Consider the following 12,263-nt stretch of genomic DNA (forward strand, 5'->3'; position numbering starts at 1 on the left):
CGCAGGCAAAGCGGCTTGCCGGCTGCCGCTGGCAATATTCCACCGGGCGTTATCCGTGCAAGATGCGAAGGTTACGGCGTGCCGATCCTTTTTGGTATAGTCAGTTCAGCGGTAGGTTGGGCAGAGGGAGCTGACAGTCAATGGAAGATGAATATAATCTCAGCAACATTATCGGCAAGCGCCTGGAAGCGGCGTTGGGGGAGTTAGGCGATCTCCTGTGGGCGTATGTAGTGTTATCCAAAAAAGACATTGCCTGCATCTTTGGGGTTACCAACTACCCGAGTGAATGGGTAAAAAAGTATCAAGAGCAGGGGTTGCAGTACATTGATCCGGTGGTGCTTACCGCCCGCAACCGCTTGACCCCCTTCGCCTGGGACGAGCAAATCATGGCTGACGCGGGGCTGCACTTTCCCGAGTTGTTCGAACAGGCCCGCGAGTTTGGCGTAACGCACGGCTATACCTTTGTGCTGCATGATTACAACGACAATCTCGTCACGCTTTCCTTTGCCTTCAACGTTGAGCAGAGAGCGGAAGCCATCCAGGTGCTCACCGATCGTAAAGGTGATATTTCGGTATTGCTGGCCTCAATCCATGAGTCGTACCTGGCGCTGTCCCCACTGTCAGAAAAAAACGCCGCATCCCTGGAGCGTAACGCCCGCTTTACCGACAGAGAAAACGAGATCCTCTATTGGGCCAGCGTGGGTAAAACCTACCAGGAAACGGCGATGATCCTGGGCATAAAGACCGGCACCATCAAGTTTCATATGTCCAACATAGTCAAAAAGTTGGGGGTAACGAATGCCCGACATGCCGTGCGCCTGGGGATGGAGCTGCGGCTGATTAAACCGGTGGAGTGATGCGCAGCCAGCTCGCGGTTGGCGTTTCGGTGGGATGCTGCGCCGGCGACCAGGCAGAGCCAAATCAGCCGAGATAAGCCTAAAGGTAGAAAATACCGGATAGGAAATAGATTCTGTCGATTCAGGAAATGACAGGCGGCAGCCGGTATTGATTTGGTACCGTGGTGATTCAAGAGAAGGAAGTAATAGAGTACCGGTCCCGATCTCTACGATGTGAAATAATAACCAGACTGAACTGATAAAGGTCTAGTGAGGGACTGTACTTTAGTCTAACTGGTTTCCCACCCGTCAAGGCGATACACTTCCCCGGTAATGTTTTGATAAAAAATACAAAAAAAAACCTGACCGCGTAGGGCCAGGTTGCCAATATTGGCCAACACCAGGGAAAATTTTCTTACATCATCTTAAAGCTATTAACTCTGAAGAGGCAAGCGATCTCAGCTGGTTTTTAGGCATTAACTAGCCATTTTGTTAGGTATGTACGCTATTTTCTGGTGGTTTCAGATAAAGCCCATCCAACGTGAATAACCTCTGTCTTTTTATAGCCCCGTTTCGATTTTTTATTTCCCGCCTGATATTCAGTAATGAAAAAATATTGTTCCTGGAATGTTGCGCAAACTCATTCTTTATTGGCTGACACATGAATGTGCAATTATTTGCATCGTTGTCATTGCGGCTGGGGATTATTTTGTTTTTGATAGGGGCTGGTGGCTATGAGGAGGGAGGCTGGCGCGTGGCGGGTTCCTGAACCTGTTTCGCTAGTTGGGCGAGCGGCTCTGGCTAGCGGGTGTGAGTGACGTACGTCACAGGAGCCATCATTGTTCTGTGCAACGACGCTAGAACCTGGAATCGGACGGTATTGCGTGAGTATGGTGTAACTCATCCCCAGATGCTCATTGCAACAGCTTGCTCATCATTAACAGGGTTGTGAAGGGCGCGGAGCGGTAAGGTGGGGCGGACAAACGCGCGTTGCGGCGGTTTTTTCGACACTTAACTCATTGAACAACGGATAAGTGTTGCGTGCTGGTCGCGGGAAGGTATAATTCACCCGTTTTCCGCATACTACTTCAGTGCCGAAGTGGCGAAATCGGTAGACGCAGTTGATTCAAAATCAACCGTAGAGATACGTGCCGGTTCGAGTCCGGCCTTCGGCACCAAAAACGATTGTGATAATCGGAAAATCTACAACAATCAGTACGTTGTACAATAAGCCGAACATTGACGGCAACTACAAATGGCCGCACATCCGGATTTTTGTTTATAAAACCCCGGGCCGGACCTTTTCACTCACTCCCTGTTTTGTCAATCTCTCTCCACGCAACTTCTGAGCATCACCTTAATATCGCGGTGGCCGAGTAGTTTCTGCGTGACATACAAATTTTGCTTCGGTTTCTGCATTAGTTCTGCGGCAACGGTATGACGGTGGCGGTGCGATGAAAAACGGCTGTGGCAGGCACCGCTTAATTTGGCAAAGAAATAACTCACCTGATTTTCTGTCATCGGTTTGCCCTGGCGCAGTGTGCTCCGACTGAAACGATTGATGTTGAACAACTGATCGTCAGTTCGTATTCCTTTTGTTTTCGCTTCTTCGAGCAGATGCTGCAGATAGGGCCGCAACCGGGAGGCGATAGGAACAATATGTTCATCATGGCTTTTGCTGCCTTCGCTCTGGATAAACAGCGTGTCATGGGCCAGATCAACATCCTTAATGCGCAGATGGATAAGCTAATTCAGCCGGACCGTGGTGTAGTTGAAGGTTTCGACCACGGTTAGCCAAAACCATGCCGGATATAAAGGCGAATGATAGCCGCGCTGCATTTTCTCCCGCTCGATAAACTGGTTCATCACTTTGCGGGATGCGAGGATTTGCTCGCGGGTCGGGGTTTTCTTTTTCTTACGAGATTCCCGTAGCGATGTTTTCTGGAATGGATTGATGAACTGCTCCAGTAACCCCTGTTCAATGGCGAAGTTATACAAGGCTCGCATATGGTGCATATAGTGATTTCAGCTTACTGGTTTGATACACCGCACATTTAACAGGTAATGACGCCACTCCAGCACCATATGCGGTGTGACTTCGGCGGACAGTACGTTGCGCCAGTAGGTAAACTGATTAACCGCCGTGCAATAGCAGCTCTGGGTATCAGGACGTAGCAGACGGGAAAAAATACTCCTCCAGGAGCTGTTCAAAGGTCATGGGTGTCTTCTCCTTCACTGAGCAAGAGATGAGGGTTATTAAAGGGAACGTCATCTCCAAAAAGCGGCGTGGGATCGTCAAGCAGATGCCCCTTCAGGCGTGAACAACGGCGCGGGCCGACAACGATGCAGTGCCAGATGTTGAGGCCGTTTTTTTGCTTTCGGTGAAGATTTAGGTTCTGGAACTTCTTCTGTACCTCCCGCCAGTATTCTTCTTGGACATTCTGACCGCAGGCGCTAAGCCAGAGTTTGAAAATACCGGGCGTCACAAGAAACACTGACCCGGCGACGGTATGGATCCGGGTGTTAGGTTCATTGACTTCCAGATGTTAAGCCTGAACATTACGCATCAGCCACTGCCAGAATGTTTCGCCTGAAAGCGGGGTATCATCCTGTTCGGGTTGGGGGGATGGTTGTTGTTCTTCGGTGTTTGTTTCAATCACCGCTTCTGTCTCATTTCGGATTCCCACTATCGGTGTGACGATTCCACTGAAGGTCGCAGGCCGCTGTTGCGGATCTTCCCAAATTAGCGAAGGGGAAAAGAGTAACAGCGTGAGTTCACTGCTCCAGCCGTCTCTGGCCTCAATCCGGCAATGCCAGATGGCTTTATCCTCACAGGGAATGATTCCGAAAACGATTCCTACAGTACTTTCGGGTATACCGGGAGGTTAGTCCCTCTGGGTAAGAGGACAACCAGAAGGCTCCGGCTACAAGTGAATTCAGAGGAGCCATTCCGAATGATTTTAAGCTAATGTTGCTAAAGGTGCGTTAGAGCCTGTAGTGAAAATGGATTAGCTGTTATACAATTCAAAATATTAGCTATTTTACTGGTGAAATTATTTTCAATTTCTTTGATGCTTAGGGCAAAGCACCTCAGATATTGTAAATATGTGTTTATATACAGTTGTTGATGTGTTTGAATAAACATCACCTGATTAATGTTTGTAGAGAGTGCTTGAATGGAAAATAAAAAAACGTTTACTTTCATTGACTTGTTTGCTGGTCTGGGAGGTTTTCATTTGGCACTGAAACGATTAGGTGGGGTTTGCCGTTTTGCAGTCGAGTGGAAAGAGCCTCTCCAGAACTTATACGAGGATAATTTTGGTATTCGACCTCTTGGCGACATAACTAAAATACCACTTGATATAATCCCTGATCATGATGTCTTAACTGCTGGGTTTCCATGCCAACCTTTTTCAAAAGCTGGTGAACAATTAGGGTTCGAGTGTACAAAGCAAGGGGGGTTGTTTTTCAACGTAGTCGAAATTTTAAAGCATAAGAGACCTAAATTTTTCATTCTTGAAAATGTCCCTAACTTATTAAAACATGATGATGGGAAAACTTGGATAAAGATCCAGCAATTGCTTGGCAAAGATGGACTTGGCTATAATATCGATGCGGCAAAACTGTCTCCGCATCATTTTGGTATTCCCCAAATACGTGAGCGAATATATATAGTTGGCTCGCTGTTGCCGCTTGACGATTTTGAATGGCCCGAAGCCCTGAATACCGAAACTTCTATAGATAGTATTTTGGACGATAATCCGATTGATGCGAAATCACTTTCTCCTCAAGTTATCGATTGTTTAAATGTTTGGAGTAAGTTTTTAGAACTTTGTCCTCCTGATATTGAAATTCCTTCCTTCCCATTGTGGTCGATGGAGTGGGGGGCAACCTATCCTTTTGAAAACGAAACTCCTTACTCAAGGAAAATTCGATTAGGAATCAATGGGTTAAAGGGGTTTAGGGCGAGCCATGGTTGTAAAGTTGGCCTTCGAAGAAGTATGGATGATCGTTGGATGGCATTGCCAAGCCATGCTCGAACAGAGGAATTTGAATTTCCAAAGTGGAAAAAGAATTTTATTAGACAAAATAGAAAGTTTTATAATGATAATAAAAGCTGGATAGATGAATGGTTACCCGATATTTTGAGGTTCCCATCAAGCCTTCAGAAACTTGAATGGAATGTTCATGGTGAAGAGAGGGATATTTGGAGCTATGTTCTACAGTTTAGAGCCTCTGGAGTAAGAGTTAAGAGAAGAACTACTGCTCCAAGCTTAATTGCCATGACTGATACTCAAGTCCCAATTATTGCTTGGCAGAAGCGTTACATGACACCTCATGAGTGCGCTAAGCTCCAGTGTCTTGATGAATTAAATAAGCTCCCTGAAAGTCCAACCCAAGCCTTTCAGGCTTTAGGTAATGCAGTCAACTCGAGAGTTGTCGAATGGGTAGCCAATGCGTTATTGAGTACCCAGCTCGATGAGAGTGATAACAATAATTTAATTCTTTTAGAAGATAAATGTACTTCCTATAATTAAAAGTGCTTAAGGAGATAATTGTGGTGCTTTCAAAGGTTGATATTCGTCCAGGAGTAAGTATATTAGCCGTTTTGCGGCACCTCAATTACAAACCTTGGTTTGCTTTGGGGGAATTTGTAGACAATGCCTTGCAGAGCTTCTTATCAAAATCGGCAACGAGTTCTTTAAAAAAAGTAACTATAGAAATAAGCATAGACCCAGCTGAACCTGCCCGAATATCAATTAAAGATGACGCTTTTGGGATTCCTTTAGAGGACTTTCCAAGAGCTTTCAAACCTGCATCAATCCCTCCGGATAATACTGGTCTATCCGAATTTGGTATGGGTATGAAAAGTGCAGCCTGTTGGTTTTCTCCTAAATGGGAGGTTCGTACATCTGTGATTGGTGAACCAATAATAAGAACAGTGTACTTTGATATTGAAAATATGATTGCAGATGAGTCATATGAACTATCAATAAAAGAAACTCAAGGTAGTGAAGAACAACATTTTACGGAGGTGATTTTAAATAATGTTTTTCATGTTCCAGTTAAACGAACTATCCATAAAATAAAAAGCCACTTAGCTAGCATCTATAGGTGCTATATTAGGAAGGGACTTTTAATACTAAAGGTTAATGGGGAGATATTAAATTATCAAGACCCCAAAATACTTAACGCCCCCTATTTTAAGGATAAAGAGGGAGAGCCTCTTATCTGGCGAAAAGATATTGAATTTAAATTTGGTGATAATATTTCCGTAAACGGTTTTGCTGCTATACGTGCTGTGGGTAATACTAGCGAGGCCGGATTTTCGCTTTTCAGACGAGGTAGGGTTATTCAAGGAAGTGCCGATGAAACTTATCGTCCTGCATATATTTTTGGTAATTCGAATAGTTATAAATATCAGCGTGTGTTTGGCGAGCTATATATTAATGGGGTTGAAGTTAGCCATACAAAAGACGGTTTCAGATGGGGGGAGTTAGAACAAATATTTCTAAAATTGTTACGCGATAATTTAGATGGCGATGATATGCCTTTATTACGTCAGGCGGAAGGACATAGAGTTAGAGGGAATGATAATAGGCTAATCTCACTTGTTGGACACGCTGTTGATAGCTCAGTGGATGAACTGAGGAATCATTTGCCGTTGATAATTCCTGGTATACTTGACTCTGCGCTAATTGATACTCCTGTCGAACATACTGAATACCAGTCTCAGCTAATGAAACGAACTTTTGATATTTCGTTTCGCGATCAGAATTGGTCTGTATGTATTGAAATATCGAATGATGTTTCTAATAGTGAATGGTTAGCATTGAGTGATACAGGGAGGATAGGTGATATATGTCGACGGTTACATATTCAGATGTCGATGTCTCATCCTCTGATGATTCAGTTTGCTCAAAAAGACGGAGATGTTTCTGAAATTATGTTTCGCGTGGGGGCTGCTCTTGCTATAGCTGAAGTATTGGCTAGGGACGCTGGTGTCAGTAAAGCCGGAACAGTCAGGCGAAACATGAATGATATCTTACGAGATGTATTTTCGAATAGGTAAACATAAATGAGCTTAGAAACTAGAAGTGATTTCATTAATAGTGGAATGAATTGGTCTCCTGAAAAGGGTAAAGAAACTGAAGCCTTTTTAGAACAGAGTGGTATGCCGGATGGCGCTAAAGAAAAATTACTAGAAGATGCTATTTCAATATTATCCCGCGGAGTTTCTCCTGAAATAGAAAATGGGCAAGAAACTGGTCTTGTTGTTGGCTATGTGCAAAGTGGCAAGACCATGTCCTTTGAGACTGTTGCTGCGCTTGCAAGGGATAACGGTTTTCATATAGTAATTGTTGTTGCAGGGACATCAAATCCTCTACTTGCACAATCCTCGAATCGATTAAAAAAAGATTTGGGGCTAAATGATGCAAGACGAGGCCGGAGATGGGTACAACTAGAAAATCCGTCCTCTTATGATACTGCTGGGCAGGTCATCCGTAGTACCTTATCCATATCAAAAGACTCGTCTACTGAGGATATATACAAACAAACAATTCTTATTACTGTACTTAAAAACCATAAAAGAATCAATAAGTTAGCTGAAATACTTGAAGCTTTAGATTTGAATGGAACATCGGTTCTTATTATTGATGATGAGGCGGATCAGGTTAGTCTAAATACTGGAGTTTCTCAGGGAGAAGAGAGTGCAACATATGGTTGCTTAATGAGACTAAGAAAAGCTTTGCCAAATCATACCTATTTACAATATACAGCTACGCCTCAAGCACCTCTCCTTATAAGTATTATAGATTCCTTATCGCCTAATTTTGTGAAAGTATTAGAGCCAGGCGATGCTTATGTTGGTGGCCGTGATTTTTTTGGGTCTAACTCTGCATATGTTAATATTATTCCACCAAGTGAAGTTCCGACGAAAGATAATCCTTTAAACCATCCTCCTTCATCATTGCTAGATGCCCTACGTATATTCATGGTTGGAGTAACTGTAGGCATTAGTGAGTCCGGAAATACCGGTAACCGCTCAATGCTTGTGCATCCTTCTCATCTGACTTCTCAGCATAAAGAGTATTATGGCTGGGTTAGAAGTATATTTGATGAATGGCACAGGTGTTTAGCGTTACGTGATGATGATCCGGATAAGATAGATCTCATAAACGAATTTAGAGAATCTTACAATCAGTTAAATACAACAGCAGTGCTACCATCATTTGATAATATTATAAGTTCTTTTAGCATTGCATTTAAAAGTACTCAGATAGTTGAAGTTAATGCAAGAACTAATAAAACACCGGCGATAGACTGGCAACATAAATATGGATGGATTTTGGTTGGTGGAATTGCGGTTGACCGAGGATTTACCGTTGAAGGACTGACTGTGACATATATGCCTAGGGGGATTGGTGTCGGTAACGCTGATACTATACAGCAGCGGGCAAGGTTCTTTGGATATAAAAAAAGCTATTTAGGGTTTTGTAGGGTTTATTTAGAGCAAAGTACACTTGATGCCTTTAGAAATTATGTCATGCATGAAGAAGATATTAGGAGGCAACTTAAGGAAATTGAAGAAAGTAATAAGCCATTGAATTCTTGGAAGCGGGCGTTCTTATTAGATCTTGATTTGAAGCCTTGTAGGGATAGTGTTATTGAATTTGATTACATGCATACTAAATTTTCTGATAAATGGGTTGTCCCGAAAATAACATATCCTTCAGAAGCTGTAGTTATTGAAAACAAAAATACAGTATCAGAATTCTTGAAGCGTCTATCTATGCGTTGTGATGAGGGACATGTAGACCGTACAGAAACTCAGAAACATTATGTTTGTGATAATGTTCTTGTAAGCGATTTATTAGAAAACTTACTTGTAAAAATAAGAGTTACTGGAAATTCTAACTCTCAGAATAATACGGCTTTATTATTGCATTTAGCAAAGGCAATTGAAATTGATTCGACAGAGAGTTGTGTTGTTTATAGAATGAGCCCAAATGAGAAAAGGGTTCGTAATGTAGATTCTTATTTGTTCCAAGGTGCTTACCCTGCAACAAACGCAAGACGTGGAGAAATATATCCCGGTGATTCCTCAATTAAAGATAATGAACGAGTGAGTGTTCAAATACATTTCATTGATTTAAAGCAGGGAGATAAAATAATTATTAGTAATGTTCCTGTCGTTGCGGTGTGGATACCGACGCGATTGGCTTGTTCAATTATAGTACAGCATCAAAGTTAAATGTTATTCTGCTAGGGTAGAGGGGGTTCTCTACCCTTTATATATTTCACTAAGGTTAATGTGTTTGTTGAATGTAAAAACAACTTTTATTTGTAGTTGTGGATTAATCTTTGCTGAGTAAGTAATCTTTTAAGTTGTATTTTTATTGAGTGCATGATTAATAAATGGTGATGTTTTTTTCTAGGTGTGGGTGTTTTAATTTTCATATAAAAACTAATAGTTCATTAATTCAAGGTGTTTATATATTTTATTAATATGTTGTATAAAGTTAAGAGGTGTTAGACTGTAAGTACACCTATTTTAGTTCCACGCACTTTTTGAGATTTCCGGGTTTTTGACCTTGGCCCAAAATCAGTGCAGTGCTAAATCAGAGATCTTCGTCTTTCCGGAGACTTCGGATGAATTCAGCCGGAGTCATGTCATTTGATGATGAATGCGTCCTTTCGTGATTGTATTCCCTGCGCCAGCTATCGAGTTTGTTCTGAGCATCTTCCAGTGACAGGAACCAGTGAATGTTCAGGCATTCGTCCCGCAGACTACCGTTAAATGACTCAATAAACGGGTTATCTGTTGGTTTTCCAGGGCGAGAGAAGTCCATCGTAACACCGTGCTCATACGCCCATTTATCCAGACTTTTCGAAATAAACTCACTGCCGTTATCCGTCTGAATACGTACCGGTAAACGCCTATCCAGTACCCGAAGTGCTTCCATTACTCTGACCACATCCTCGCCTTTCAGCGATTTTCCAGCATGGATCGCCAGACATTCCCGACTAAAATTATCCACTACAGTCAGTGCCCGAAAACGCCGCCCGTTAAACAGATTATCCGACACAAAATCCATACCCCAGCACTGATCGACATGCGTCAGAATCGGGCGCTGCTGACGGCGTGCTGCACTCATATGTCTGCGGGGGGACGCTTTCTGCGCAGATTCAGTCCTTCCAGGCAATAAATCCGGTGGGTTTTCTTGTGGTTAACAAGCCAGCCTTCCCGCCGCAACTGAATATGAATATGCGGGCAAACATACCGTATCCGGGTTTCCGCGATTTCCCGGATACGCAGGGTTATCGCCCGATCATCACGCCGGCTCTGCCAGTGGTAAACCGTTCTGCTCTGCATCAGTAACCCGCATCCCCGGCGGACGCTGATGCGGTATGCTTCCTGCAGAAAATGCACCGCCTGGCGCTTCTGAGCCGGCCTCAGAACTTTTGTTTCAGCACCTCCTGAAGCATCTCCTTGTCAAGACTCGGGTCGGCCACCAGTTTCTTCAGCCGTTGATTTTCATCCTCCAGTTGCCGCAGCCGTCGCAGTTCCGTCACACCCAGCCCGGCAAATTTCTTCTTCCAATTATAAAAAGTGGCCTCAGAAATCCCCATCTTTCTGCAGACTTCCCCGACGCGGGTGCCGGTTTCGGCCTGTTTCAGCGCAAACGCAATCTGTTCTTCGGTATAACGGGTCTTTTTCATGGCGATGTGCCTCACTGTGAGAGGGAAGAACGACCGGATACTTCAGTTGAGACTGGTACTGTTTTCAGGGAGGAGATCACTTTGATCCGCTGTAGAATATCGCCCCCCCCATCAGTGCGTCCCTGATGAGGGCTACGTATTTACGCCGGGGCAGCAGTACCATTTCTCCGCGAAGCTGGTCTCCCAGAAGAAACAACAGGCAGGTGAGTTCCCCTCTGCACGTGAATTCGTCGCTGAATTTGCCCTACAGCAAGCAGCAACAGAGCTGCGTCTAGTGTCACTCCCTCCATCCCATTAGCGCCATAAGCCCACAAAGGAGCCCACCCACAGGCTCCCATATCCAAACCTCGCTTACCCCAATCCCCCAATCCTTCCCCGAATCTCCTCCTCCGGCAGATCCACACCAATAAATACCAAGGTACTCCGACGTTCCTCACCAGGCAGCCACTCCCGATCCCAGTCGGCGTTATACAGCCGCTGCACGCCCTGGAACAGCAGGCGGCGCGGCTCGTCTTCGATAGACAGAATGCCTTTGTAGCGTAGCAGGTTATCGGCGTATTCCAGCAGCAGGCCTTCCATCACGTCGGAGATTTGCATCAGCGGCAGCGGGCGCTCCAGCGTCACGACAATTGAGCGGATGTCGCTCTGCGGCTGCGGGATGCGACGGAACAGCGGGGCGGGCGGTGTCAGGTTGAGTTTGTCGTTCAGCGTAAAGCCTTCGATTTCGAACAGCACGCTCAGATCGATGTCGCCGTGCGTCACCTTGTAGACCGGCGCGCGGGCGTTCATCCGCTGCAGCCGCTGGATCAGCGCTTCGCAGTCCGGCGCCACGTCGGTTTTGGTCAGCAGGAGGCGGTCGGCATAGCCCACCTGCGCCTGGGCGATGCTGAATTGGCTCAGCTGCTGCTCGGCGTGCGCCGCGTCCACCAGGGTGATGATGCCGTCCAGCAGGAAGCGCTCGCACAGGATCTCGTGCGAGAAAAAGGTCTGGGTAATCGGGCCGGGATCGGCCATGCCGGTGCATTCGATGATCAGCCGGTCGAACGCCAGCTGGCCGCTGTCGACGCCGTCCAGCAGATCCAGCAGCGCGTCCGCCAGTTCGTTGGACTTGCTGCAGCAGATGCAGCCGTTGCTCAGGGTGGTAATGCGGCTGGCGCGATCGCCGATCAGCGCGTCGTCGATCGGCACTTCGCCGAACTCGTTCTCGATGACCGCGATTTTATAGCCGTGTTCGGCGTTCAGGATGTGGCGCAGCAGGGTGGTTTTGCCGGCGCCCAAAAAGCCGGTCAGGATGGTGACTGCAATGGGTTTCATACGGGTCCTTGTGACTGCGGGTTAACAGCAGCGCATGCCGCCTTTGCCGTCGCCGCCGTAGCGCGCTTGCTGGCGCTCGCGGAAAAATTCTTTATAGGTCATCACCGGCTTGTCCGGGTGGTTGTCTTTCATGTGCTGGACGTAGGTATCGTAGTCAGGCACGCCCACCAACATGCGCGCCGCCTGCCCGAGGTACTTTCCCGCCTGGCCGAGATTTCCGAACATAAGCCTTCTCCAACTTTACCCTGCATCACTACAGCGCTTGCTTAAGCCTGATATTAGGGGAAGCCGGGGGATGGGGTTCCCGCAGGGATGCCCCACCTCCGGGTCGCCCCGGGTATCTCGATTGCATCGCGCCGCACGCCTGGCATCTTGCGATACGCAGGC

At 45.8% G+C, this 12,263-nt stretch carries 6 protein-coding genes, 1 tRNA gene and 3 pseudogenes; 5 read left to right on the forward strand and 5 right to left on the reverse strand.

The annotated features are described in order from the left end of the window. Nucleotides 1-140: 140 nt before the first annotated feature. Both EKL15_RS19765 and EKL15_RS19770 read left to right on the forward strand, forming a co-directional pair. On the forward strand, nt 141-857 hold the full coding sequence (locus tag EKL15_RS19765) for a LuxR family transcriptional regulator (RefSeq protein ID WP_203090280.1): 717 nt from the start codon (nt 141-143) through the stop codon (nt 855-857). A 1,072-nt stretch (nt 858-1,929) separates the two neighbouring features. Beyond that, nucleotides 1,930-2,014: transfer RNA gene (locus EKL15_RS19770), tRNA-Leu, on the forward strand. 145 nt (nt 2,015-2,159) lie between these two features. On the opposite strand, the pseudogene EKL15_RS24840 reads toward EKL15_RS19770, so the two are convergent. Together EKL15_RS24840 and EKL15_RS19780 are read right to left on the reverse strand one after the other, a co-directional pair. Next, nucleotides 2,160-3,054: pseudogene (locus EKL15_RS24840) on the reverse strand (tyrosine-type recombinase/integrase). Then, nucleotides 3,044-3,679 (reverse strand): annotated as a pseudogene (locus tag EKL15_RS19780) (conjugal transfer nickase/helicase domain-containing protein); the annotation flags it as partial. The pseudogenes EKL15_RS24840 and EKL15_RS19780, both read right to left, overlap by 11 nt. A 333-nt stretch (nt 3,680-4,012) precedes the next feature. Here EKL15_RS19780 and EKL15_RS19785 point away from each other — a divergent pair. The 3 genes from EKL15_RS19785 to EKL15_RS19795 are packed head-to-tail and all read left to right on the forward strand — an operon-like array spanning nt 4,013 to nt 9,093. Continuing rightward, nucleotides 4,013-5,374 carry a DNA cytosine methyltransferase gene (locus tag EKL15_RS19785; RefSeq protein WP_203090281.1) on the forward strand — a complete coding sequence of 454 codons (1,362 nt, stop codon included), beginning with the start codon at nt 4,013-4,015 and terminating at the stop codon, nt 5,372-5,374. A gap of 20 nt (nt 5,375-5,394) precedes the next feature. Continuing rightward, nucleotides 5,395-6,909, forward strand: a complete 1,515-nt coding sequence (locus EKL15_RS19790; RefSeq protein WP_203090282.1) for an ATP-binding protein — start codon at nt 5,395-5,397, stop codon at nt 6,907-6,909. Nucleotides 6,910-6,915: 6 nt separating this feature from the next. After that, the gene (locus EKL15_RS19795; RefSeq protein ID WP_203090283.1) at nt 6,916-9,093 is read left to right on the forward strand and encodes a Z1 domain-containing protein; all 2,178 of its coding nucleotides are present in this window, start codon (nt 6,916-6,918) and stop codon (nt 9,091-9,093) included. A 367-nt stretch (nt 9,094-9,460) separates the two neighbouring features. On the opposite strand, the pseudogene EKL15_RS19800 reads toward EKL15_RS19795, so the two are convergent. The 3 genes and pseudogenes from EKL15_RS19800 to EKL15_RS19810 all read right to left on the reverse strand — a co-directional run bounded on the left by EKL15_RS19800 (nt 9,461) and on the right by EKL15_RS19810 (nt 12,101). Further along, nucleotides 9,461-10,562, reverse strand: a pseudogene (locus EKL15_RS19800) (IS3 family transposase). A 351-nt stretch (nt 10,563-10,913) separates the two neighbouring features. Then, complete coding sequence (yjiA, locus tag EKL15_RS19805) at nt 10,914-11,876, reverse strand: GTPase (RefSeq protein ID WP_100396002.1); 963 nt, start codon at nt 11,874-11,876, stop codon at nt 10,914-10,916. Between the two features lie 21 nt (nt 11,877-11,897). Continuing rightward, the gene (locus EKL15_RS19810; protein ID WP_004953088.1) at nt 11,898-12,101 is read right to left on the reverse strand and encodes a YbdD/YjiX family protein; all 204 of its coding nucleotides are present in this window, start codon (nt 12,099-12,101) and stop codon (nt 11,898-11,900) included. Nucleotides 12,102-12,263: the final 162 nt, after the last annotated feature.

Source organism: Serratia sp. 4542 (genome assembly GCF_016805595.1).
In the GTDB taxonomy this organism is placed as follows: domain Bacteria; phylum Pseudomonadota; class Gammaproteobacteria; order Enterobacterales; family Enterobacteriaceae; genus Serratia; species Serratia nevei.

Coding starts and splice junctions, on each gene's coding strand:
- EKL15_RS19810 (WP_004953088.1), bottom strand. CDS start 12,101: ATGTTCGGAAATCTCGGCCAGGCGGGAAAGTACCTCGGGCAGGCGGCG.
- EKL15_RS19765 (WP_203090280.1), top strand. CDS start 141: ATGGAAGATGAATATAATCTCAGCAACATTATCGGCAAGCGCCTGGAA.
- yjiA (WP_100396002.1), bottom strand. CDS start 11,876: ATGAAACCCATTGCAGTCACCATCCTGACCGGCTTTTTGGGCGCCGGC.
- EKL15_RS19795 (WP_203090283.1), top strand. CDS start 6,916: ATGAGCTTAGAAACTAGAAGTGATTTCATTAATAGTGGAATGAATTGG.
- EKL15_RS19785 (WP_203090281.1), top strand. CDS start 4,013: ATGGAAAATAAAAAAACGTTTACTTTCATTGACTTGTTTGCTGGTCTG.